The 21,916-nt window shown below is 60.5% G+C and carries 23 protein-coding genes; 11 read left to right on the forward strand and 12 right to left on the reverse strand.

What is annotated here, in order from left to right:
* Positions 1-305 precede the first annotated feature (305 nt).
* From AC515T_RS27035 to AC515T_RS27055, 5 genes are all read left to right on the forward strand, one after another.
* Positions 306-590, forward strand: coding sequence for a fructose-bisphosphate aldolase (locus AC515T_RS27035; RefSeq protein ID WP_496530662.1), 285 nt, complete (start codon positions 306-308; stop codon positions 588-590).
* A gap of 749 nt (positions 591-1,339) precedes the next feature.
* Positions 1,340-1,618 (forward strand): ribbon-helix-helix domain-containing protein, encoded by a 279-nt coding sequence (locus tag AC515T_RS27040; RefSeq protein WP_208665885.1) that lies wholly within the window; start codon positions 1,340-1,342, stop codon positions 1,616-1,618.
* Positions 1,619-1,933: a type II toxin-antitoxin system RelE/ParE family toxin gene (locus AC515T_RS27045; protein WP_496530663.1), complete on the forward strand. Its 315-nt coding sequence runs from the start codon at positions 1,619-1,621 to the stop codon at positions 1,931-1,933.
* 273 nt (positions 1,934-2,206) lie between these two features.
* Positions 2,207-2,503 carry an I78 family peptidase inhibitor gene (locus AC515T_RS27050; RefSeq protein ID WP_496530664.1) on the forward strand — a complete coding sequence of 99 codons (297 nt, stop codon included), beginning with the start codon at positions 2,207-2,209 and terminating at the stop codon, positions 2,501-2,503.
* Positions 2,504-2,936: 433 nt separating this feature from the next.
* Complete coding sequence (locus AC515T_RS27055) at positions 2,937-3,461, forward strand: RICIN domain-containing protein (RefSeq protein ID WP_496530665.1); 525 nt, start codon at positions 2,937-2,939, stop codon at positions 3,459-3,461.
* 209 nt (positions 3,462-3,670) lie between these two features.
* Here the strand turns inward: AC515T_RS27055 and fba are convergent, their stop codons facing one another.
* The 6 genes from fba to tkt all read right to left on the reverse strand — a co-directional run bounded on the left by fba (position 3,671) and on the right by tkt (position 10,047).
* Entirely contained in the window at positions 3,671-4,735 is a 1,065-nt protein-coding gene (gene fba / locus AC515T_RS27060) for a class II fructose-bisphosphate aldolase (RefSeq protein WP_003177554.1), read from the reverse strand.
* Between the two features lie 273 nt (positions 4,736-5,008).
* Complete coding sequence (locus tag AC515T_RS27065; RefSeq protein ID WP_496530666.1) at positions 5,009-5,344, reverse strand: MliC family protein; 336 nt, start codon at positions 5,342-5,344, stop codon at positions 5,009-5,011.
* Positions 5,345-5,400: 56 nt separating this feature from the next.
* Positions 5,401-5,625: a hypothetical protein gene (locus AC515T_RS27070; protein ID WP_122566574.1), complete on the reverse strand. Its 225-nt coding sequence runs from the start codon at positions 5,623-5,625 to the stop codon at positions 5,401-5,403.
* A 31-nt stretch (positions 5,626-5,656) separates the two neighbouring features.
* Positions 5,657-6,820 carry a phosphoglycerate kinase gene (locus AC515T_RS27075; protein ID WP_496530667.1) on the reverse strand — a complete coding sequence of 388 codons (1,164 nt, stop codon included), beginning with the start codon at positions 6,818-6,820 and terminating at the stop codon, positions 5,657-5,659.
* Positions 6,821-6,844: 24 nt separating this feature from the next.
* A complete protein-coding gene (epd, locus tag AC515T_RS27080) occupies positions 6,845-7,900 on the reverse strand; it encodes an erythrose-4-phosphate dehydrogenase (protein ID WP_014340625.1) in 1,056 nt (351 codons plus the stop codon).
* A 149-nt stretch (positions 7,901-8,049) separates the two neighbouring features.
* Positions 8,050-10,047, reverse strand: a complete 1,998-nt coding sequence (gene tkt / locus AC515T_RS27085) for a transketolase (RefSeq protein WP_305491258.1) — start codon at positions 10,045-10,047, stop codon at positions 8,050-8,052.
* 311 nt (positions 10,048-10,358) lie between these two features.
* Here tkt and AC515T_RS27090 point away from each other — a divergent pair, with 311 nt between their 5' ends.
* Together AC515T_RS27090 and metK are read left to right on the forward strand one after the other, a co-directional pair.
* The gene (locus AC515T_RS27090; RefSeq protein WP_496530668.1) at positions 10,359-11,354 is read left to right on the forward strand and encodes an ArsR/SmtB family transcription factor; all 996 of its coding nucleotides are present in this window, start codon (positions 10,359-10,361) and stop codon (positions 11,352-11,354) included.
* Between the two features lie 19 nt (positions 11,355-11,373).
* Complete coding sequence (metK, locus tag AC515T_RS27095; RefSeq protein ID WP_013694443.1) at positions 11,374-12,564, forward strand: methionine adenosyltransferase; 1,191 nt, start codon at positions 11,374-11,376, stop codon at positions 12,562-12,564.
* A gap of 219 nt (positions 12,565-12,783) precedes the next feature.
* Here metK and AC515T_RS27100 read toward each other — a convergent pair whose 3' ends face one another.
* Entirely contained in the window at positions 12,784-13,404 is a 621-nt protein-coding gene (locus AC515T_RS27100; RefSeq protein ID WP_496530669.1) for a LysE family translocator, read from the reverse strand.
* Between the two features lie 204 nt (positions 13,405-13,608).
* Between AC515T_RS27100 and ligB the strand changes: the two genes are divergently transcribed.
* A complete protein-coding gene (gene ligB / locus AC515T_RS27105; protein ID WP_496530670.1) occupies positions 13,609-15,282 on the forward strand; it encodes an NAD-dependent DNA ligase LigB in 1,674 nt (557 codons plus the stop codon).
* 90 nt (positions 15,283-15,372) lie between these two features.
* Positions 15,373-15,768 (forward strand): DUF1090 domain-containing protein, encoded by a 396-nt coding sequence (locus tag AC515T_RS27110; RefSeq protein ID WP_496530671.1) that lies wholly within the window; start codon positions 15,373-15,375, stop codon positions 15,766-15,768.
* A gap of 61 nt (positions 15,769-15,829) precedes the next feature.
* Here the strand turns inward: AC515T_RS27110 and AC515T_RS27115 are convergent, their stop codons facing one another.
* A complete protein-coding gene (locus AC515T_RS27115; RefSeq protein WP_496530672.1) occupies positions 15,830-16,279 on the reverse strand; it encodes a c-type cytochrome in 450 nt (149 codons plus the stop codon).
* Between the two features lie 125 nt (positions 16,280-16,404).
* On the opposite strand from AC515T_RS27115, the gene mltA reads away from it, so the two are divergent.
* Entirely contained in the window at positions 16,405-17,592 is a 1,188-nt protein-coding gene (mltA, locus tag AC515T_RS27120) for a murein transglycosylase A (RefSeq protein ID WP_496530673.1), read from the forward strand.
* A 154-nt stretch (positions 17,593-17,746) separates the two neighbouring features.
* Here mltA and AC515T_RS27125 read toward each other — a convergent pair whose 3' ends face one another.
* Together AC515T_RS27125 and AC515T_RS27130 are read right to left on the reverse strand one after the other, a co-directional pair.
* Positions 17,747-18,130: an MAPEG family protein gene (locus AC515T_RS27125; protein WP_496530674.1), complete on the reverse strand. Its 384-nt coding sequence runs from the start codon at positions 18,128-18,130 to the stop codon at positions 17,747-17,749.
* Between the two features lie 43 nt (positions 18,131-18,173).
* Entirely contained in the window at positions 18,174-19,007 is an 834-nt protein-coding gene (locus AC515T_RS27130; protein ID WP_496530675.1) for an EamA family transporter, read from the reverse strand.
* A gap of 209 nt (positions 19,008-19,216) precedes the next feature.
* Between AC515T_RS27130 and AC515T_RS27135 the strand changes: the two genes are divergently transcribed.
* Positions 19,217-20,377, forward strand: coding sequence for an MFS transporter (locus AC515T_RS27135; RefSeq protein ID WP_496530676.1), 1,161 nt, complete (start codon positions 19,217-19,219; stop codon positions 20,375-20,377).
* Positions 20,378-20,431: 54 nt separating this feature from the next.
* Here the strand turns inward: AC515T_RS27135 and AC515T_RS27140 are convergent, their stop codons facing one another.
* Positions 20,432-21,313 (reverse strand): formate/nitrite transporter family protein, encoded by an 882-nt coding sequence (locus tag AC515T_RS27140; RefSeq protein WP_496530677.1) that lies wholly within the window; start codon positions 21,311-21,313, stop codon positions 20,432-20,434.
* Between the two features lie 186 nt (positions 21,314-21,499).
* Complete coding sequence (locus AC515T_RS27145; protein ID WP_072346269.1) at positions 21,500-21,901, reverse strand: acyl-CoA thioesterase; 402 nt, start codon at positions 21,899-21,901, stop codon at positions 21,500-21,502.
* Between the last annotated feature and the right edge of the window lie 15 nt (positions 21,902-21,916).

The raw sequence follows: 21,916 nt of genomic DNA on the forward strand, positions 1-21,916 counted from the left end.
GCCACAAGGGCCCGGTGCGTCCTACAGGTCGATTTTGGCCTTGAAAATCTCCTTTATAGTTCGGTGGGTCTGCTGGCTTTGGTCGGTGGGCAGGGGTTTCGCAGCCCCAGTGAGTTAGAATCACGACCGTCAAAAATCGGCGTAGGGCATCCTGCCTACGTTCGGCTTTTTATGGCGGCTGTGTGTGGGAGATCTTCGGATCTGCCGGGTGCTAACTCCTCGGTCTGCGAACCCGCACATGGCTGCCACCCATTTGTTTCGCAGCAAACGGTGGCAAATACTTTTTCTTGAGTTAGAGGTTTGTCATGAAAGCCGAACAATCGCTTAGTCGCTTCACCCCTCTCACCCCGATCGCCACCACCCAACCGGTCCTGTTCATCGACAAAACCGCCCCGCTAACAGAGCTTCACGCCTGTGCCAGCGAACGCCTGCATGCCACCCTCGACTACCTGACGCTCATGGCCTGCGCCACCCTGCGCGATTCGGCCGCCAGCGACCTCAACACCCTCACCAACGTCGCCCGGATCCTGGTCCAGGATGTCACCGACGTGTTCGGCGTCATCGAACAACGCGGCCTCGAAGACCAATAAAGCCCTCCCGGCGGGAGATGATCCCCTGTGGGAGCGAGCTTGCTCGCGATAGCGCTGGGTCAGCAGCATGGATGGCGACTGACACAGCGCTATCAGGGTCTGTGTGTATATCCATTTCTTTGGTAACGGCCACTTATGGTTCCGCCCTTACGGCGGGTCACTTTTGAAGAGCGCAAAAGTAACCAAAACGCTCCTGCCCCACCACTCGGCACCTCGCCTAGGCTCGGTGTGCCCGAACGAAGGCATTGCTCCGTGGGCCCGCCGCGAAGGGCCATCCATGGCCCAGCGCGGCTATCCCGGCATCCATGCCGGGATGCCCACTCCACAATGCCTGCGTTCGGCCAGCGTGGTTAACGGGGCGCCGAGATCAACGTCCACCACGAGGCGGCCTGACAGCCGACCTGGCTCTCCTGCTCGTACACCCACCAGATCTGTGGGAGCAAAGCTTGCTCGCGATGACGACAGCACATTCGACATCTTCATCGACTATGGCACTGCCTTCGCGAGCAAGCTCCCACACTAGATCTTCAGCACCCACAAAATTCATATACACCGCTGGGGCCAATGTGGGAGCGGGCTTGCTCGCGAAGAGGCCAATACATTCAACATCTTCATCAACTGAACCACCGCAATCGCGAGCAAGCTCACCCTTAATCCACCTGCAAAGTCATCGAGGATGACAGGAGGTCATGTGCATAATTCTTTTGAGCAGAGTAGGATTAAATCCTATCTTATTCAGGAGACTCATCATGCGTAGCACTCAACAGTTCAGCATCACGCTGCCTAACCAGATGGCTGACGTAGTGAAAGCCAAGGTGGCTGCTGGTGAGTACGCCACTGAAAGTGAAGTCATTCGTGATGGCCTCCGGGCGCTGCTCGCTCGTGATCGTGCTTTGGAAAACTGGCTCGTAGGTCAAGTAGCCCCAGCTTACGATGCCTTGAAAGCTGACCCCTCGCGCACGCTAAGCGTTGATGAGGTGCGCTCTCGATTGGCTGCAGAACACCAGAACGCCACCGTAAAATCGTAAATGGCCCATACCGTGGAGTTTGCACCGGAAGCCCTTGAGCAGTTAGCTGCGCTCTATCGCTACATTGCCACAGAGGCTTCGCCGGAAATTGCCCATCGGTATACCGACGCCATCGTGACCTACTGTGAAGAGCTACAGACGTTCCCGCACCGGGGAAACCAGAGGGACGATATACGTCCCGGTTTGCGCATCACAAACTACCGTAAGCGGACCGTGATTGCCTTTGCCGTTGATGCCCAGCAGGTTTCCATTTTGGGCGTTTTTTACGGTGGACAGGCTTTTGAGGGCGCTTTGCAGTGCGAACTGGACGATTGACGCAAACCCGCTCGCGAGGAGGCGTACAAGCACATCCAACATCTTCATCAACTGAACCACCGCCATCGCGAGCAAGCTCGCTCCCACAGGTCTGCATTCGCTGTTAGAGCGGGGCGGTCAATTGCTTATTCGTATTTAATGACAAAAAAACCAGAGACAAATTCGAAAAGCTCTAAACAACTGTCATTTATTACAGTAGATCAAAAATTTTAACTCCCCAGACTGTGCTTACCCAGACGGGTAATCATCGCTCTAGACATGGAGGTAAAAACCATGAACAGCAAATTTTTATTTGTGGCGCTATCCCTGTTGCTTGGCAATGTCGTCCAAGCGCATGCGGCCTGCAACGCGACGCTCGTAGAGAGTTTTGTCGGCAAGGAAGCCAGCGAAGAAAACATGAATGCCGCCGTTAAAGCGGCCGGGGCGAGAGCTTATCAAAAGATCTCACCAGACAAAGCACAAGACAAAAGCATAACCCCGGACCGCCTTAATATTTACACCGACGCAGCTGGCACCATTACATCGTTAAACTGCAGCCCCCCAGGTATAAAACTTCAACCTGCTTCGTAACAAATCGCTCGCCTTGGGCAAAAAAGGGGCGAATTAATTTAACGATATGAATTCGTCCCCTTTACCGAAAACATTACCAAGCGGATTTTCTGCCCTTTGCGAAACGACATCGCTATCGATTCGACAGTCGCCATTTTTTCGGAGCTGGGCCTTTTGGCGGTCCTCCAATGGGCTCACCCTTTTTCATCGCCACTCACTTCTTTGCGCATGAGGAGCTGAAGAAAGAAGGGTGACAGCGCCTTGGCAAGGCTGACAGCTGTCAACGTTGACAGTCAGCTCACTCACAACCTCCCGCTTATAGCCATTCTGTCTATCTAAACATTTAAATAGTCATTAAACCTGTCAACTCTGACAGTAGATTTGTTCCCGAAGAACGACCAGCATCCATTATCTTTTATATCGCTCACGCTACACCACACACGAGGAAACTGTCATGCAGGATGAAAACACCTCTAAAAATGAAATAGATCATGAGAATGAGCAGATAACTCAGGGCGCCCCCGGACCGATAATAGCAATCCCACCCGGCCACTATAAAATTTTCATCTATGCCAAAGACACATTTCTCATTAAAATGATTCTCACAGAAAGTAACGGAGCCCATGCAGTTAAACAGTATCAGAATAACGACGCGTCCGAATCCACCTGGCGAATTTCGAACACCTCTAGTTTAGAACATCGGATTATTAATGAAACAAACGATCACCTATGGCTCGAGGCCAGAGATGATTATGGTAGAAGTGTCGTTGCCTCGCTTGTAAGCCCTGCTCACCCAACCCCAAACCACTTGTGGTATTTCAAAGAGGCAGGCAGCGGCTTCTACTACATTCAAAACAAGAAGTTAGGCACAGTATTGGATGTTAAGGATGAATACTTAGGAAACAATGCCGATATAATTAACTATCCTTATCATGGATTGGAAAATCAAAAATTTAGACTTGTGAAGATAAGAGACTAGCCATGATGAGCTGTATTTATAACGTAAAGCCCCCTAATGGGCGACCATTGATAGCGGGCGTGCTCACAGGAATGCTAGGGGGATTTCGCGACAGCAGCGCCTCGACCGAAGTGATCAGACCAGAAACGAAAGTGCCATCAACTTGACCAAGGAAAAAAGTACTGCATAAAAAACCCGCATCACTGCGGGTTCTTTAATAACGCGAAAGCTTAGTTAACCTTAGCGTTCAACTCACCTTTCAAATAACGCTGATACATAGCTTCCAGGGAGATCGGCTTGATCTTCGAAGCATTACCCGCCGTACCAAACGCCTCATAACGCGCAATACACACATCACGCATCGCCGTCACGGTCGCACCGAAGAACTTACGCGGATCAAACTCGCTAGGATTGGTCGCCATCAAACGACGCATCGCACCCGTGGAGGCCAGGCGCAAATCGGTATCGATGTTGACCTTGCGCACACCGTACTTGATACCTTCGACGATCTCCTCAACCGGCACGCCGTAGGTTTCCTTGATGTCGCCACCGTACTGGTTGATGATCGCCAGCCACTCCTGCGGCACCGAAGAAGAACCGTGCATCACCAAATGCGTGTTGGGAATGCGCTTGTGGATTTCCTTGATGCGGTCGATGGCCAGCACGTCACCGGTAGGCGGCTTGGTGAACTTGTAGGCGCCGTGGCTGGTGCCGATGGCGATGGCCAGGGCGTCGACCTGGGTCTTCTTGACGAAATCCGCGGCTTCTTCCGGGTCGGTCAGCATCTGGCTGTGGTCCAGCACGCCTTCGGCGCCGATGCCATCTTCTTCACCGGCCATGCCGGTTTCCAGCGAACCCAGGCAACCCAGCTCACCTTCCACCGACACGCCGCAGGCGTGGGCCATGGCGACGGTCTGCTGGGTGACGCGCACGTTGTATTCGTAGTCGGTCGGGGTCTTGCCGTCTTCGCCAAGGGAACCGTCCATCATCACCGAGCTGAAGCCCAGTTGAATGGAGCGCTGGCAGACGTCCGGGCTGGTGCCGTGGTCCTGGTGCATGCACACCGGGATGTGCGGGAATTCTTCGATCGCCGCCAGGATCAGGTGACGCAGGAACGGTGCGCCGGCGTATTTGCGGGCACCGGCCGAAGCCTGGACGATCACCGGAGAGTCAGTCTTGTCAGCGGCTTCCATGATGGCGCGCATCTGCTCAAGGTTGTTGACGTTAAAGGCTGGAACGCCGTAGCCGAACTCGGCTGCGTGGTCCAGCATCTGACGCATGCTGATAAGTGCCATTGTGTCTTTCTCCCGGTCGAGGGTCGTTAATCGTGCCAGCCTGCCGGAGCGGCGGCGGCTATTCAAGTCATTGCGGATCGGGGGTGACCCCGGCCTGCGTGTTCGGTGTCGCTAAACCAAATACTGATGCGATCCCTGTGGGAGCGAGCTTGCTCGCGATGAGGCCGGCACATTCAACATCACCGTTGCCTGATACACCGCCATCGCGAGCAAGCTCGCTCCCACACTGGATCTGCTCTCACATTTGGATCTCTGTGGATCAGTTCAATCGTATTACTGCGCCTTGCAACCCCGCCCAATCAAGTCATTGGTGGCGACCCAGTACACCAGGCCTTCCTCACCTTTGACGTGAAACGCCAGCATGTCATCACTGTACAGCGAACCTTCGGCACCCAGTTCAAGCATGAGGCGATACACCTTGTCGGCGCCGCCCAGGCGTACATCGACCTCCTTGCGGGCGGCATCGGTGTAGCGCCAGAGCACTTTGGCCTCGCTGTCACAGGTCCAGCTCGTCCAACCCTCTGCAACGGGCTCGGACGACTGCAAAAAACCCAGTTGCGAGCAACCGGCCAGCAATGCCAACGCCACAACGGCGATCAAGCCTTTCATCCGTGTTCCTCGACGGACGGCACACGCCGCCCGCCATGAGTTAAGAGTCAGACCCGTCAAGGACAACCATGTTCCTTGGCCGGGGTTTGCGTCTCGTATTTGTCCAGGCCGTCCGGGCCGGAACGCTTGTTCAGCACCGGGTTGGTCTCGGCCTGCCAGTCGGCCTGGTAACAGCCTTCTTCGGGCGTCGGCGTGCCGGTTTGCGGGGCCGGAGCCTCCGGGCTGCTTGAGCAAGCCACCAGCATCGTCGCCGCCAGCAGCAACGTGAACGTCTTGACCATCAGAACACTCCTTTGCCTGGTCAACGCAGCTTCAGGCCTTGGCCCGGCTTTCCAGGACTTCCACGGCAGGCAGCACTTTGCCTTCGACGAACTCGAGGAATGCGCCGCCACCGGTGGAAATGTAGGAGATCTGCGCGGCCACGCCATATTTGTCGATGGCCGCCAGCGTGTCGCCACCGCCGGCGATGGAGAACGCAGCGCTTTCGGCGATGGCCTGGGCCAGTACCTTGGTGCCGTTGCCGAACTGGTCGAACTCGAACACGCCGACCGGGCCGTTCCACAGGATCGTCTGGGAGGATTTCAGCAGTTCGGCGAAGTTGGCTGCGGTTTGCGGACCGATGTCGAGGATCATGTCATCCTCGGCCACGTCGGCCACCAGCTTGACGGTGGCGGTGGCGCTTTCGGCGAATTCCTTGGCCACCACCACATCCACCGGCAACGGTACGCTGACCTTGGCGGCGATTTCCCGGGCGGTGTCCAGCAGGTCCGGCTCGTACAGGGATTTACCCACCGGGTGACCGGCAGCGGCGAGGAAGGTGTTGGCGATGCCGCCACCGACGATCAACTGGTTGCAGACCTGGCTCAGGCTGTTGAGCACGTCCAGCTTGGTGGAGACCTTGGAGCCGGCCACGATGGCGGCCATCGGCTGGGCCGGCGAGCCCAGGGCCTTGCCCAGTGCATCCAGTTCAGCTGCCAGCAGCGGGCCGGCAGCGGCGACTTTGGCGAACTTCGCCACGCCATGGGTCGAGCCCTCGGCGCGGTGAGCGGTGCCGAAGGCGTCCATCACGAACACGTCGCACAGGGCGGCGTATTGCTGGGCCAATTCGTCGGCGTTCTTTTTCTCGCCCTTGTTGAAGCGTACGTTTTCGAACAACACGACGTCGCCGGCCTTTACATCGACGCCGTTCAGGTAGTCAGCGACCAACGGCACGTCACGGCCCAAGGCCTTGCTCAGGTAGTCGGCCACAGGCTTGAGGCTGTTTTCCGCCGAGAACTCGCCTTCGGTCGGACGGCCCAGGTGGGAACAGACCATCACGGCCGCGCCTTTTTCCAAGGCCAGCTTGATGGTCGGCAGCGAAGCCAGGATACGCGCGTCGCTGGTGACAACACCGTCCTTGACGGGGACGTTGAGGTCTTCGCGGATCAGTACGCGCTTACCTTGCAGATCGAGGTCGGACATCTTCAACACGGTCATGGGTCGCAATTCCTGGGTAACTGTTTAGAGAGCAGGTTTTTTCGAAGCGGTTTGCAGGTAATGCTCGGCAACGTCCAGCATTCGGTTGGCAAACCCCCATTCGTTGTCGAACCAGGCCAGGATGTTCACAAGCCTCGGCCCGGAAACACGGGTCTGGCTGGCATCGACAATGGCCGAATGGGGGTCATGGTTAAAATCACAACTGGCGTGAGGCAACTCGGTGTAGGCCAGGAGGCCTTTGAGCGGGCCGCTGGTAGCGGCTTCGCGCAGGATCCGGTTGACCTCGGTGGCGTCGGTATCGCTCACGGTCTGCATCGTGATGTCGAGGCAGGACACGTTGACCGTCGGCACCCGCACGGCTTTGGCCTGAATTCGCCCGGCAAGTTCCGGCAGCAGCCGCTCAATGCCGCGCGCCAGACCAGTGGACACCGGAATCACCGATTGGAACGCCGAACGGGTGCGGCGCAGGTCCTCATGATGATAGGCGTCGATCACCGGCTGGTCGTTCATCGCCGAGTGGATGGTGGTGATCGACACGTATTCCAGACCAATGGCCTGGTCCAGCAGGCGCAACAGCGGCACGCCGCAGTTGGTGGTGCAGGACGCGTTGGACACCAGCAGCTCTTCGCCGGTCAGGCAATCCTGGTTCACACCGTAGACGATGGTGGCGTCGACGTCCGCTTCGCTGGCCATCGGTTGGGAGAACAGCACCCGTGGCGCGCCGGCAGCGAGGAAACGCTGGCCGTCTTCGCGGGTGTGGTAGGCACCGGAACACTCGAGCACCAGATCGACATCCAGGGACGCCCAATCAATGCCTTCGGGGGTGGCGCTGCGCAGAACCTTCACGCAGTCGCCATTGATATGCAGACAATCGCCCTCGACCCGCACTTCGCCCGGGAACCGGCCGTGGGTGGAGTCAAAGCGTGTCAGGTATTCGATGCTGGCCATGTCGGCCAGATCGTTGATGGCCACGATTTCGAAACCGGCCTTGGCCCCTCGCTCGAACAACGCACGCAAGACGCAACGACCTATCCGGCCGTAGCCGTTGAGTGCAACTTTGTAGGGACGCGGTTGGGGCATGGGGGTTCTCTGACCAGGGTGAATCCATCAGGACAGCGTTGCCGGGGCCACTGCCATCGCGAGCAAGCTCGCTCCCACAGGGTCGGTGGAGATCCTTGTGGGAGCGAGCTTGCTCGCGATGGCGTCAGCCCGGACGACGCGACTTCGGATCAGTCTTCCAGCAGCTCTTCAGCCTGACCCAGGATGTTGTCCAGGGTGAAGCCGAACTCCTCGAACAGCGCCGGCGCAGGCGCCGATTCGCCGTAGGTGGTCATGCCGATCACGCGACCTTCCAGCCCCACATACTTGTACCAGTAATCAGCGTGAGCAGCCTCGATGGCGATCCGCGCGCTGACTTGCAGCGGCAGTACCGCCTGCTTGTAGCCAGCATCCTGGGCGTCGAACACGCTGGTGCACGGCATGGACACCACGCGTACGTTGCGGCCCTGTTCGGTCAGCTTGTCGTAGGCCTGGACGGCCAGGCCGACTTCGGAACCGGTAGCGATCAGGATCAGCTCTGGCTCGCCGATGCAATCCTTGAGCACGTAGCCGCCGCGGCTGATGTCGCCGATCTGGTCGGCATCGCGGTTCTGGTGCTGCAAGTTCTGACGGGAGAAGATCAGCGCCGATGGACCGTCGTTACGCTCGATGGCGTATTTCCAGGCCACCGCCGACTCCACGGCATCGCACGGGCGCCAGGTGTCCAGGTTCGGCGTGCAACGCAGGCTCGCCAGTTGCTCGATCGGCTGGTGAGTCGGGCCGTCTTCGCCCAGGCCGATGGAGTCGTGGGTGAACACATACAGGATGCGTTTTTTCATCAGCGCCGACATGCGCACGGCGTTGCGGGCGTATTCCATGAACATCAGGAAAGTAGCGCCGTAAGGCACTAGGCCGCCGTGCAGCGCGACGCCGTTCATGATCGCGCTCATGCCGAACTCGCGAACGCCGTAGTACATGTAGTTGCCGCTGGCGTCTTCGGCGCTGACGCCTTTGCAGCCTTTCCACAGGGTCAGGTTGGAACCGGCCAGGTCGGCCGAACCGCCCAGCAGTTCAGGCAGCAATGGGCCGAAGGCGTTCAGGGTGTTCTGGCTGGCCTTGCGGCTGGCGATGGTTTCGCCCTTGGCGGCGACTTCAGCGATGTACGCCGAGGCTTTCTCGGCGAAGTCGGCCGGCAGCTCGCCACTGAGGCGACGCACCAGCTCGTTTGCCAGCTCGGGGAATTCGGCGGAATAGGCGGCGAAACGCTGGTCCCACTCGGCTTCGAGCGCACGACCCTTTTCCTTGGCGTCCCATTCGGCATAGATGTCGGCCGGGATTTCGAACGGGCCATGGTTCCACTTCAGCGCGGCACGGGTCAGGGCGATTTCCTCGGCACCCAGTGGCGCGCCGTGGCAGTCTTCCTTGCCTTGCTTGTTCGGCGAGCCGAAGCCGATGGTGGTTTTGCAGCAGATCAGGGTCGGCTGGGCGCTTTTGCGAGCGGTCTCGATGGCGGTCTTGATCTCTTCCGGGTCATGGCCGTCGACGTTGCGGATCACCAGCCAGTTGTAGGCCTCGAAGCGCTTGGGGGTGTCGTCGGTGAACCAGCCTTCGACTTCGCCGTCGATGGAGATGCCGTTGTCGTCGTAGAACGCGATCAGCTTGTCCAGGCCCAGGGTGCCGGCCAGGGAGGCGACTTCATGGGAAATGCCTTCCATCATGCAGCCATCACCCAGGAACACGTAGGTGTGGTGGTCGACGACGTTATGCCCTGGACGGTTGAACTGCGCCGCCAGGACTTTTTCCGCCAGGGCAAAACCCACGGCGTTGGCCAGGCCTTGGCCCAACGGGCCGGTGGTGGTTTCCACGCCCGGGGTATAGCCGTATTCCGGGTGGCCCGGGGTGCGGCTGTGCAGTTGGCGGAAATTCTTCAGGTCATCGATCGACAGGTCATAGCCGGTCAGGTGCAGCAGCGAGTAGATCAACATCGAACCGTGGCCGTTGGACAGCACGAAGCGGTCACGGTCGGCGAACGAGGGGTTGCTCGGGCTGTGCTTGAGGTAGTCGCGCCAAAGCACCTCGGCGATATCCGCCATACCCATGGGGGCACCGGGATGGCCGCTGTTGGCTTTCTGCACGGCATCCATGCTGAGGGCACGAATGGCATTGGCACGCTCACGACGGCTGGGCATCGCTGTTCTCCTGCGGGTATTGAATCGAGAATGAATAAAACGAAACTGAAAAAAGGCGAGCATTTTCCCTCACCCACCCGCCCCGGGGCAATGACAGATAGTCATCCGTGAGCGTTTTTCCGGTGGATAAAGTCGCATTCGCCAGGTGAAACCTTTCCGCTGATGGCTTGTAGAGTCAAGCACGGTCTGGGAAGTGCCATTTATCAATCAATATCAAAACTTTTTGATATTGAACTTGCGATGAGCCAAACCCCTCACTAGACTGCCTCACTGAAACGGACTGCCCCACTAATGGAACACACTGACGCACGATGAACCTACCCGCGCCCTCCATTCGCCATGACGACTGCGATGAGCTGGCGGCCCTTTGCAAGGCCGGCGGCGATCCGTTGCGGCTCAATGTATTGCGCGCCCTGGCCAACGATTCGTTCGGCGTGCTGGAACTGGCGCAGATCTTCGGCATCGGCCAGTCCGGCATGAGTCACCACCTCAAGGTCCTGGCCCAGGCCGACCTGGTGGCGACCCGCCGGGAAGGCAACGCCATCTTCTATCGGCGCGCCCTGCCCCACACCGAGCTGCTGGGCGGCAAGCTGCACGCGGCGCTGCTGGACGAAGTGGACGCATTGAACCTGCCTATTGATGTGCAGGCGCGCATCGCCCAGGTCCACGGGCAACGGGCCGCCGCCAGCCAGGACTTTTTCGCACGGGTCGCCGAGAAATTTCGCGCCCAGCAAGACCTGATCGCCGGCTTGCCGCAATACCGCGAAAGCGTGGTGGCGCTGCTCGACAAACTGAGCTTCGAGCCCACGGCCACGGCGATCGAAGTCGGCCCCGGCGACGGTGCCTTTCTGCCGGAGCTGGCGCGACGCTTCAGCCAGGTGACGGCGCTGGATAACAGCCCGGCCATGCTCGAACTGGCGCGCCAGCTGTGTGAGCGCGAAGCCCTGGCTAACGTGCGCCTGCAACTGGCCGATGCACTGGATGGCATGAACCCGCAGGCCGACTGCGTGGTATTGAACATGGTGCTGCATCATTTCGCCGCGCCGGCCGAGGCACTCAAGCACATGGCCGGCCTGCTGCAGCCGGGCGGCAGCCTGCTGGTGACGGAGTTATGCAGCCACAACCAGAGCTGGGCCAGGGAAGCCTGCGGCGACCTCTGGCTCGGCTTTGAACAGGACGACCTGGCCCGCTGGGCCACCGCAGCGGGTCTCGTGCCCGGGGAAAGCCTCTATGTAGGCTTACGTAATGGTTTCCAGATCCAGGTTCGCCACTTTCAGCGGCCCACTGGCAACACTCACCAACGGTAACTTGTAGGAAAACATCGAGATGAGCGAATACTCCCTTTTCACCTCCGAGTCCGTGTCTGAAGGGCATCCGGACAAAATCGCCGACCAGATTTCTGATGCGGTGCTGGACGCCATCATTGCTGAAGACAAGTTCGCCCGCGTGGCGTGCGAGACTCTGGTGAAAACGGGCGTGGCGATCATCGCCGGCGAAGTCACCACGTCGGCCTGGGTCGATCTGGAACAGATCGTCCGGGACGTCATCCTGGGCATTGGCTACAACAGCTCCGACGTCGGCTTCGACGGCGCGACCTGCGGCGTGATGAACATCATCGGCAAGCAGTCCCCCGACATCAACCAGGGCGTTGATCGGGCCAAGCCTGAAGACCAGGGCGCAGGCGACCAGGGCCTGATGTTCGGCTACGCCAGCAACGAGACCGACGTGCTGATGCCGGCTCCGATCACCTTCTCGCACCAACTGGTTCAACGCCAGGCCGAGGCCCGTAAATCCGGCCTGCTGCCTTGGCTGCGCCCGGACGCCAAGTCCCAAGTGACCTGCCGTTACGAAGGCGGCAAGGTGGTCGGCATCGACGCCGTCGTCCTGTCGACCCAGCACAACCCTGAGGTGTCCTACAAAGACCTGCGCGAAGGCGTGATGGAACTGATCGTCAAGCATGTGCTGCCTGCCGAGTTGCTGTCCAAGGACACCCAGTTCCACATCAACCCGACCGGCCAGTTCATCATCGGCGGCCCGGTGGGCGACTGCGGCCTGACCGGTCGCAAGATCATCGTCGACAGCTACGGCGGCATGGCCCGTCACGGCGGTGGCGCGTTTTCCGGCAAGGACCCTTCCAAGGTTGACCGTTCGGCCGCCTACGCCGGTCGTTATGTCGCCAAGAACATCGTGGCCGCCGGCCTGGCCGAGCGCTGCGAGATCCAGGTGTCCTACGCCATTGGCGTGGCCCAGCCTACGTCGATCTCGCTGAACACCTTCGGCACCGGCAAGATCGGCGATGACAAGATCATCAACCTGGTCCGTGAAGTATTCGACCTGCGTCCATACGCCATCACCACCATGCTCGACCTGCTGCACCCGATGTACCAGGACACCGCCGCCTATGGTCACTTCGGTCGTACGCCGCAGACCAAGACCGTGGGTGACGATACCTTCACCACCTTCACCTGGGAAAAAACCGACCGCGCCGACTCTCTGCGCGCCGCTGCCGGCCTGTAACACCCGCGTGTGAAAAAGCCCCTGGCGACTGAGTCGCCAGGGGCTTTTTCATGCACTGAAGATCACCGCCAAACACTGTGGCGAGGGAGCTTGCTCCCGCTGGGGTGCGAAGCGCTCCCCTCTAATCCTCAGACGCACTGAATTCGCCGGACGTTTGATGGGGCTGCTGCGCAACCCAGCGGGAGCAAGCTCCCTCGCCACAAAGGTTTAGCGCAATGTTCAGGTCCGCCGTGCCACCAGCAAAAACGAAGCCGCACTGGCCAGCAACCCCGCACACATCCGGTTGAACAAACGCTTGCCGCTGGGTCGGGCAAACAGCCGCCGCGCATGAATCCCCATGTAGCAATACAAGCCGATGGCAATGCACTCCAACGCCAGGAACAAGCCACCCAGCACCGCGAATTGTTGGGTGACAGCGCCCGTACGGTCGACGAATTGCGGCAGGAACGCAGTGAACAACAAAATTGCCTTCGGATTACCGATCGCCACCAGGAACTCCTGGCGCGCCAGGCCGGCCCGGCTCATCGACACGTGCCCGGCCTCGCTGTCGGCCTCGGGCTGGGCCCGCCACAACTGCACGGCCAAATAGAACAGGTAACCGGCACCGACGAGCTTGATCCCCAGGAACAGCAGCTCCGAGGTGTGCAACACGGCGGTGAGCCCCACCGCGGCCAGGGCAATCATGATTGCAAACGCCAGCAACCGACCGATTCCGCCACTGCACGCCCGGACGAAGCCATAACGCGAGGCGTTACTGATGGAGAGCAGGTTGTTCGGCCCCGGCGCCATGTTCAGCGCAAAGCAGGCCGGAATGAAAACAGCGAGTGTCGGCAGGTCCATTCGCGCGTTCCAGGCAGGTGAATCGAAGGCTCATTCTGCACCGGTCATTGAGGGGTTCAAGGGACAGTTGCGTGGCTAAATCGCGCCGGACTGTACCGCCGCGGTTTTGCCATCAGGCGCCGCAAAATCCGGTAACGCTCCGCCCCTCGCAACCGCCGGGACGCTGACTAGCCTTCAGGGACTCAACCGAGCAAGGATGCCTCGATGTCACCATTCCTGTATGCCCTCGCCTGTCTCGTATTCATTGCCCTCCCCGCAATCGCCGCGCCCTGCCCCGACTGGCCCGCTGAACGGGCCCGGGCCGAGATCGCCGCGCTGCAACAACAAATCGACACCTGGGACGACCGTTACCACCGCCTCGGCCAGTCGCAGGTGGCCGATGAGCTTTACGATCAATCCCGCACACAGCTAGGCCAATGGCGCCGCTGCTTCAACCTCCCGGCAGCCGAAAACCCGCTGCGCTCAGCGGGCGGAAAGGTGCCGCACCCCGTCGTCCATACCGGCCTGGAAAAACTCAAGGACGCCGACGCCGTGAGGGCCTGGCTGCTCGGTCGAGAGGACGTCTGGGCGCAACCGAAAGTCGATGGCGTGGCGGTGTCCCTGGTTTACCGCAAGGGGCGCCTGCGCCAGGCGATCAGCCGCGGCGATGGCGTCCTGGGGCATGACTGGACCTCGCATGCGCGCAAGATCGGCGCCATCGCACAGCAACTGCGCCAGCCCGTGGACCTGGTCGTTCAGGGCGAGTTGTACTGGCGCCTGGACGGCCATGTCCAAGCCAGCCGCGGCAGTCTGAACGCCCGCGCAACCGTGGCGGGCTTGATGGCGCGTAGCAATGTGACGGCGCAGGAGGCGTCTTCCATCGGCCTGTTTGTCTGGGACTGGCCTGAAGGGCCCGGGACCCTGCCCGAGCGGACGGCCGCGCTGAACGCGCTGGGTTTCGCCGACACCCGCGACTACAACCAGCCTGTCCGGGCACTGAGCGATGCCGAGCGATGGCGCGACCACTGGTATCGCACGCCGCTGCCCTTCGCCAGCGACGGGATCGTCCTGCGCCAGAGCCGCCGTCCACCCGCCGAGCGTTGGCAGGTCAGGGCGCCGTTCTGGAGCGTGGCCTGGAAATATCCGTATGCCCAGGCCCTGGCCGAAGTGCGCAAGGTGCGCTTCAAGGTCGGGCGTACCGGGCGCATCACCCCCGTGCTGGAACTTGAACCGACCCTGCTCGACGATCGGCGGATTCGCCGGGTGAGCGTCAGTTCCCTCAAGCGCTGGGAGGCGATGGACATCCGTCCCGGCGATCGGGTCGCCATCAGCCTGGCCGGGCTGACCATTCCACGGCTCGACGAGGTGGTGCTGCGCAGCCTCGAGCGCCAGGACGTCAATGCCCCCGCGGCGAGCGATCATCACTTCTTGAGTTGCTGGCAAGCGACGCCCGGCTGTGAAAGCCAATTCCTCGCACGCCTGAACTGGCTCAGCGGCAAGCACGGGCTCGCCCTGCCCCATGTCGGCCCCGGCACCTGGGAAAAACTCCTGGCTGCCGGTCGACTCCACGGATTGTTGGATTGGTTGACCCTCGATGCCGCCGAGCTTGCTAACATTGACGGCTTCGGCGAACGCACTAGCGCGCGCCTGCTCGCCAGCCTCGACAGCGCCCGGCGACGCCCTTTCGGGCAATGGCTGAAGGCCTTGGGCCTGCCACCCACCGGTGAGGCCCGGTTGGAAGGGCCGTGGCAGGCGCTGGCCGAGCGCAGCATCGAACAATGGCAAGCCGAAGCCGGCATCGGACCGGGACGCGCCGCGCAATTGAGCGCCTTTTTTCGCGATCCGCAGGTGCTGGCCTTGAGTGACGAATTACGCACCGCCGGGGTCGACGGTTTTTAATCCGCCCCCCGTGCGGTTGAACCCAAGGGGCGAACATGCGTTCCAACAGCGCATCTGTACCGACCGCTCGCGATTTTTTACGGAGTTGCTATGAATTTCCTGTCCCCCGTTGCCCTGCTGGTCTTATGCAGCGCCGTGGCCGCCCCTTTGATGGCGGACGAGCAAACCCCGGAGCTCACCGGCTGCGCGGCCAAGCGCCAGGGCATCATCAACCAGATCGAACTGGCCAAGTCCCGCGGCAATCAGGATCAGCAGGCAGGCCTGGAAACCGCATTGAATGAAGTCACTACTCATTGCACCGATGCATCCTTGCGCAAGGAGCGTGAAAACAAGGTGCTCGATGCCAAGCACGAGGTCAGCCGACGTCAGGCCGACCTGGAAAAGGCCATGAAGAAAGGCGATGCCGAGCGGATCAACAAACGCAAGGACAAGCTGGCAGCCTCCCGCAAGGAGCTGCAGGAAGCGGTGGATGAGTTGGACAAATAGGCTTCAAGCTGCAAGTTCAAAGCTCCACACTTGCAGCTTGAAGCCTGCATCTGCTTCAAAATCAATAATCCCGAAACTCTTTATGACAGGCACTGCACGCATCTTCGACCTTCTGCACTGCCGGCCCCAGGTAACTGGCCCTGTAAGGTTGGACTTTGCTGGCGGTCACCAACTCACCGGTGGCCGCTTCAAGGCTGCGGGCCAGTTCCTGGAAGCGCGCCTGTTTTTGCCAGACCTCATCCCGGGCGCTGGTGTGGTCTTGCTCGCGTACTTGCGGGAAGTGCTTCCACGGCTCATGGGACAATTGGTCCAGTTGCGCCGCGCCCTCGGCGAAACGTGCGCCGTCAAACGGCACGCGGCCGCGCAACATGCCACCCAGCTCTTCGTTGGTCTTGAGCATCTGCTTGAAGATCGTCTTGCGCTGGCCCAGGGGAGAATTGGGATCGACGCCGCCACAGGCGGACAACATCAGGCAGACCAGCACCGCCATGGAAAATCGTTTTACAAACATCTTGGCCTCGGGGCAGGAAACGGCGGTTAGTATCCTCGGGTCATCGGCAAAGACCAATGGCCCTATCAACAATACGGGTTGTTCGAGCGCCTGACAGCGCTCGAATGGCTGCAAAGGAAATCTTCATGAACAGCCGCATCAAGCCCTGGCACAAAGGCCTGGCATTGACCCTACCGCTGATCGCACTGTTGGCCGGTTGCAATCGCGGCGAAAAGGTCGAAGAGCCTCAGACCCATGCCCTCGCCACCTATGTCAGCGCACCCTGGGAGGCGCTGCCGGCGGTGTCCGATGCGGACCTGCTGGCCGGCTTCGGTTCCTGGCGCAGCGCGTGCACCCGGCTCAAGGCCGATGCGACCTGGGGCCCGACCTGTGCAGCAGCGGCCAATGTGCCGCAAACCGCCGTGGCTGTACGCAACTTCCTGAAACAGAACCTGGACGTCTATGGCCTGCGCTCAGGGGACAACAGCCCCAACGGCCTGATTACCGGCTACTACGAACCGGTCTACCCCGGCAGCCTCACCCAGACCGCCACGGCGAACATCCCGGTTTACGGTGTACCAGAAGACATGATCATTGTGTCGCTGGACAGCCTCTACCCTGAGCTCAAGGGCAAACGCCTGCGCGGCCGCCTCGAAGGCCGGGTGCTCAAACCGTACGACGATGCGGCCACCATCGAAACCCATGGCGTGAAGGCACCGGTCATTGCCTGGCTGACCGACCCCATGAACCTGCAATTCCTGCAAATCCAGGGTTCGGGACGTATTCAACTGGCTGATGGCCGCCAACTGCGCATCGGCTATGCCGACCAGAACGGCCACCCTTACCGCCCCATCGGACGCTGGCTGGTCGAACAAGGCGAACTGAAGAAAGAAGACGTGACCATGGGCACCATCAGTGCCTGGGCCAAGGCCAACCCGAATCGCATTCCCGAATTGCTCGGCAGCAACCCCAGCTACGTGTTCTTCAACCGCAACCCCGACAGTAACGAAGGCCCGCGAGGGTCGCTGAATGTACCGCTGACCGCCGGCTACAGCGTGGCGGTGGACCGCAAGGTGATTCCGCTGGGCAGCCTGTTGTGGTTATCCACCACTCGCCCCGACGGCAGCGCCTTGAACCGGCCCGTCGCCGCCCAGGACACTGGCGGTGCAATTACCGGCGAAGTGCGGGCGGACCTGTTCTGGGGCACGGGCGAGGCCGCCGGACAGTTGGCCGGGGACATGAAGCAACAGGGACAGATCTGGATGCTCTGGCCCAAGGGCATGGCGTTGCCGTCGGTGCCGCAGGTGGCGAATGCAGTGACTGCCAATCCCTAAAGAGATGTGTTGATTGTCCCGGCCCCATCGCGAGCAGGCTCGCTCCCACAGCTGATCTCAGTGAACACATCTTTTGTGTGCACATCTGATCCAATGTGGGAGCGAGCTTGCTCGCGATAGGGCCAGCACAGACACCGGGAATCAACAGCCAGGCTCAGACCGAAACGAAAAAGAAACTCAAGACCAGCCCAACCCCCACGAACCACACCAGCGAACGCAGGATCGCCCAGTCCGCCAGATAACAAATGATGTAGAGCAGGCGGCTGGTGATGAACAGCACCGCCAGCACGTTGATGGTGACCAGTTCGGCATTGCCGGCCAAGTGCGCGACGATCACGGCGGCGGCGAAGAACGGGCTGATTTCGAAGCTGTTCAGTTGTGCCGCGTAGGCACGCCGGGGGGCGCCTTCGAGCGAGTCCAGAAAGTCCCGGGGGTCGTGGTTATCCTGCAACCGGTATCTCCCACCGACCTTGGCGATCCCGACGCACAGGTAAGGCAGGAGAAAAGCAATCAACACACACCACAGGGCAACCGTCATACGCACTTCCTTTTCGAGTTTTTTAGAGAGAATCGAGCGCCAGTCAGGCTTTCATCACCAGCATGCCAATCAACACCAGAGCGCAAGCTAAGAGCCGCGGCCGGCCAAAAGGTTCTTTCAGGTAACGCATGCCGAACAGCACCACCAGGATCACGCTGATCTCCCGCAGCGCCGCCGCTTCGGCGATCGAACCCAGTTGCATGGCCCATAGCACCAGAGCGTAGCTGAACAATACGCAGAATCCGACCGCCAACCCCAGCCGCCATTGTTCGCGCCAGAATCGCATGAACGCCGGCCGTTTGCTCACCAGCGCCAGCAATGGAAACGGCCAGGCACTGAGCAGCGTGACCCAGACCAGATAATCCAGCGGATGGGACCAGCGCCGCAGGGCATGACCGTCGATAAAGGTGTAGCAACCGATGCACAGGCCTATCAGCGCCACCACCGGCAACATCGACCAGGGCAGCCGGTCACCGCCACCGCCCTGCCACAACAGGCAAAGCATGCCGAACGGGATCAGCAAGATACCGATGACCTGCTGGGCCGTCAGTGCTTCACCGGCGAAAATGAATGTCAGGGCCAGCACCACCAGCGGCGACAAGCCACGCATCAGTGGATAGACCAACCCCAGGTCGCCGACCCGATAAGCCTGGATCAGCAAATAGCGGTACAACAGCTCGAACGCCGCCGACGCCAGGATCCACGGCCAGATTTCCAACGGCGGCCATGCCACAAACCCCAGGGCCAATGCGACGAACAGCAGGGCGACACTGTCCATGCACGCCACCACCAGCAAACGTTCGCCGCTGAACTTGATCAGCGTATTCCACGCCGCATGCAACAGCGCCGCTACCAACACCAAAGCCGTCGCAAGCACGGCACGCTCCTTGTCTGGCTCCCGCTCCTACGATCAGCGGGACTCATGAATTGATTCGCTATCGTTTATACTGCAAGCCGATCACGCCGCACTCAGTTGCGCATAAAGCCAATTCCAATAATTTCGCTGTTGTCCCGTTCACTCGAACCGGGGCGCCGGCATGCGTATGCCTGATCCGGGCGTCAAGACTACAGACAGAGACCTTGCGCATGCCACTCGCCTTGCTTGCTTTGGCCGTTGCCGCTTTTGGCATCGGCACGACTGAATTCGTCATCATGGGCCTGTTGCCCGATGTCGCCCGAGACCTGGCCGTGAGCATTCCCCAGGCCGGGCTGCTGATCACCGGCTACGCCCTGGGCGTGGTGTTCGGCGCGCCGATCCTGGCGATCGGCACCGCCAACATGCCGCGCAAGACCACGCTGCTGGGCATGACCCTGATGTTCATTCTGGGCAATGTGCTCTGCGCCCTGGCGCCAAACTACACCACGCTGATGGCCGCCCGGGTCATTACCGCGCTGTGCCACGGAGCGTTCTTTGGCATTGGTTCGGTGGTGGCGGCGGGGTTGGTGGCACCAAACAAACGGGCCCAGGCGATCGCCATGATGTTCACCGGCCTGACCCTCGCCAACGTGCTGGGCGTCCCGTTGGGCACGGCCCTGGGTCAATACGCCGGCTGGCGCTCGACCTTCTGGGCGGTGTCGATCATCGGCGTGATCGCCGCCATCGCCCAATGGGTCTGGCTGCCCAAGGAAATCCCCATGGACAAAGCCAACCTGGCCAGCGAGTTCAAGGTCCTGGGCAAGGTCAACGTATTGCTCGCCCTGGGCATGAGCGTGCTGGCCTCCACCAGTTTGTTCAGCGTGTTCACCTACATCGCGCCGATCCTGCAGGACATCACCGGTGTCAGTCCCCACGGCATCACCGTCATGTTGCTGCTGTTCGGCGTCGGTCTGACGGCCGGCAGCTTCCTCGGTGGACGCCTGGCGGACCGGCGCCTGCTGCCTGCGCTGGTGGGCATGGCCTTGGCCGTGGTGCTGGTGCTGGCCGCGTTCAGCCAGACCAGCCGGTCGGTGATCCCGGCGGCGATCACCCTGGTACTGTGGGGCATCTTCGCCTTCGCCCTGTGCCCGATCCTGCAACTGCTGATCATCGACCAGGCCCACGAAGCACCGAACCTGGGCTCCACACTCAACCAGAGCGCATTCAACCTGGGCAATGCGGCCGGGGCCTGGATGGGTGGGTTGGTGGTGGCCAGTGGTGCCGACCTGGCGGATCTGCCATGGACCGGGGCCGTTGTCGGCGGCCTCACGGCATTGACCGCCTTGTTCTTCATCCATCGACAACGGCGCTTGGCGGCAGTCGCTGTTTGAAGGCCTGGGAATCAGCCCTGCCCGTGAGCGGGGCGCCTGATAACCGGTTCGTGCCTACTCCGAGTCGCTGCGCCGCGCTGGCGTAGCCGATGATTTATCTTTGGGCAGGCCAACTTCGCTGCGGATCTGCGCATGGCTGATCAAGGCGAAGATAAAACTCCCACCGACGATGTTGCCTGCCAGCGTCGGCCCGGCGAACACCATCCAGAAGTCTTCCCAGGACAACTGGCCGGCGAACACCAGGTAGGACACTTCGGCCGAACCGACGACGATGTGGGTGAAATCCCCAAGCGCCATGAGGTAGGTGATCAGAATGATGATCCACATCTTGGCGCTTTCCATGGAGGGGATCATCCAGACCATGGTGGCGATCATCCAGCCGGAAATGATGCCCTTGGCGAACATCTGACCGGTGTCGTTCTCCATGACCTTGCGGCCTATCTCCAGGAAAGCCTGGTCGGTGCGCTGGTCGAAAATCGGCAGGTGCAGCATCACGTACGCCACCAACACGGTGCCGCACAGATTGCCCACCAGCACCACGCCCCATAGCCGCATCAACCGACCGAAATTGCCCAGGGTGGGTTTGCTCATGATCGGCAGGACGGCGGTCAGGGTGTTTTCGGTGAACAGTTGCTGCCGGGCCAGGATCACCGCGAGAAAGCCGGCGCAGTAACCGAAACTGGCGATGACCTTGAAGCCTTCGTGGTCCGGCAGTCGAGAGTTGAGCAACCCCATCGCCATCAGCGACAGGCCCATGGTCAACCCGGCCGCCAGGGCCGACCACCACAGCGCGGCGATACTGCGCTCCAGTTCCTGGTTGCCCTGGGTGCGGATGATTTCATGCAGCACCGCGGCCCGCGGTGGCTGGTTACGGTCGACTTCGTGCTGTTCCTGCGCCGAAAGATCAGGGGTCTTGCCTTCTTCGTGGGTGTCCATACAGCTCCTGAACCGGTGGCGTGATGTACCTACGACACGCGGCGTTCGGAGCTGTTCAGTGGCGGCCTTAAACCGCCATCGCGAGCAAGCTCGCTCCCACAGGGGATTGGTGGTGGACGCCTATCCTGTGACCGGCCCAGAACCCTTGTGGGAGCGGGCTTGCTCGCGATGGCAGCGCCGTCGATCTTACTCGACGACATCGTCCTTGAACTGATCCTTGACGTATTTGATCTCAGTCCGGCCATGGGGCGCGGGCAGACCGTCTTCCCCAAGATTGACGAAAACCATCTTCTCCACGGTCAGAATGCTCTTGCGGGTGATTTTGTTGCGCACCTCGCAGGTCAGGGTGATGGACGTACGACCAAACTCGGTGGCGGTTATCCCCAGCTCGATGATGTCGCCTTGGCGCGAAGCACTGACGAAATTGATTTCCGAGATGTACTTGGTGACCACGCGCTGGTTGCCTAGCTGGACGATGGCGTAGATCGCCGCCTCCTCGTCGATCCAGCGCAACAGGCTGCCGCCGAACAGTGTGCCGTTGGGGTTGAGGTCTTCGGGCTTGACCCATTTGCGGGTGTGGAAATTCATGTTCACTCCTGAGCG

The sequence above is a fragment of the Pseudomonas sp. FSO-7 genome, assembly GCF_059579345.1.

Bases quoted from the DNA above. Each gene is read 5' to 3' on its own strand.
- mltA (WP_496530673.1), top strand. From the start codon at position 16,405: ATGAACAGCCGCATCAAGCCCTGGCACAAAGGCCTGGCATTGACCCTA.
- AC515T_RS27110 (WP_496530671.1), top strand. From the start codon at position 15,373: ATGAATTTCCTGTCCCCCGTTGCCCTGCTGGTCTTATGCAGCGCCGTG.
- AC515T_RS27040 (WP_208665885.1), top strand. From the start codon at position 1,340: ATGCGTAGCACTCAACAGTTCAGCATCACGCTGCCTAACCAGATGGCT.
- AC515T_RS27055 (WP_496530665.1), top strand. From the start codon at position 2,937: ATGCAGGATGAAAACACCTCTAAAAATGAAATAGATCATGAGAATGAG.
- AC515T_RS27035 (WP_496530662.1), top strand. From the start codon at position 306: ATGAAAGCCGAACAATCGCTTAGTCGCTTCACCCCTCTCACCCCGATC.
- AC515T_RS27140 (WP_496530677.1), bottom strand. From the start codon at position 21,313: ATGGACACCCACGAAGAAGGCAAGACCCCTGATCTTTCGGCGCAGGAA.
- AC515T_RS27045 (WP_496530663.1), top strand. From the start codon at position 1,619: ATGGCCCATACCGTGGAGTTTGCACCGGAAGCCCTTGAGCAGTTAGCT.
- epd (WP_014340625.1), bottom strand. From the start codon at position 7,900: ATGCCCCAACCGCGTCCCTACAAAGTTGCACTCAACGGCTACGGCCGG.
- AC515T_RS27050 (WP_496530664.1), top strand. From the start codon at position 2,207: ATGAACAGCAAATTTTTATTTGTGGCGCTATCCCTGTTGCTTGGCAAT.
- AC515T_RS27115 (WP_496530672.1), bottom strand. From the start codon at position 16,279: ATGTTTGTAAAACGATTTTCCATGGCGGTGCTGGTCTGCCTGATGTTG.
- AC515T_RS27145 (WP_072346269.1), bottom strand. From the start codon at position 21,901: ATGAATTTCCACACCCGCAAATGGGTCAAGCCCGAAGACCTCAACCCC.
- tkt (WP_305491258.1), bottom strand. From the start codon at position 10,047: ATGCCCAGCCGTCGTGAGCGTGCCAATGCCATTCGTGCCCTCAGCATG.
- AC515T_RS27100 (WP_496530669.1), bottom strand. From the start codon at position 13,404: ATGGACCTGCCGACACTCGCTGTTTTCATTCCGGCCTGCTTTGCGCTG.
- AC515T_RS27070 (WP_122566574.1), bottom strand. From the start codon at position 5,625: ATGGTCAAGACGTTCACGTTGCTGCTGGCGGCGACGATGCTGGTGGCT.
- AC515T_RS27125 (WP_496530674.1), bottom strand. From the start codon at position 18,130: ATGACGGTTGCCCTGTGGTGTGTGTTGATTGCTTTTCTCCTGCCTTAC.
- AC515T_RS27090 (WP_496530668.1), top strand. From the start codon at position 10,359: ATGAACCTACCCGCGCCCTCCATTCGCCATGACGACTGCGATGAGCTG.
- AC515T_RS27135 (WP_496530676.1), top strand. From the start codon at position 19,217: ATGCCACTCGCCTTGCTTGCTTTGGCCGTTGCCGCTTTTGGCATCGGC.
- AC515T_RS27065 (WP_496530666.1), bottom strand. From the start codon at position 5,344: ATGAAAGGCTTGATCGCCGTTGTGGCGTTGGCATTGCTGGCCGGTTGC.
- metK (WP_013694443.1), top strand. From the start codon at position 11,374: ATGAGCGAATACTCCCTTTTCACCTCCGAGTCCGTGTCTGAAGGGCAT.
- AC515T_RS27075 (WP_496530667.1), bottom strand. From the start codon at position 6,820: ATGACCGTGTTGAAGATGTCCGACCTCGATCTGCAAGGTAAGCGCGTA.
- fba (WP_003177554.1), bottom strand. From the start codon at position 4,735: ATGGCACTTATCAGCATGCGTCAGATGCTGGACCACGCAGCCGAGTTC.
- ligB (WP_496530670.1), top strand. From the start codon at position 13,609: ATGTCACCATTCCTGTATGCCCTCGCCTGTCTCGTATTCATTGCCCTC.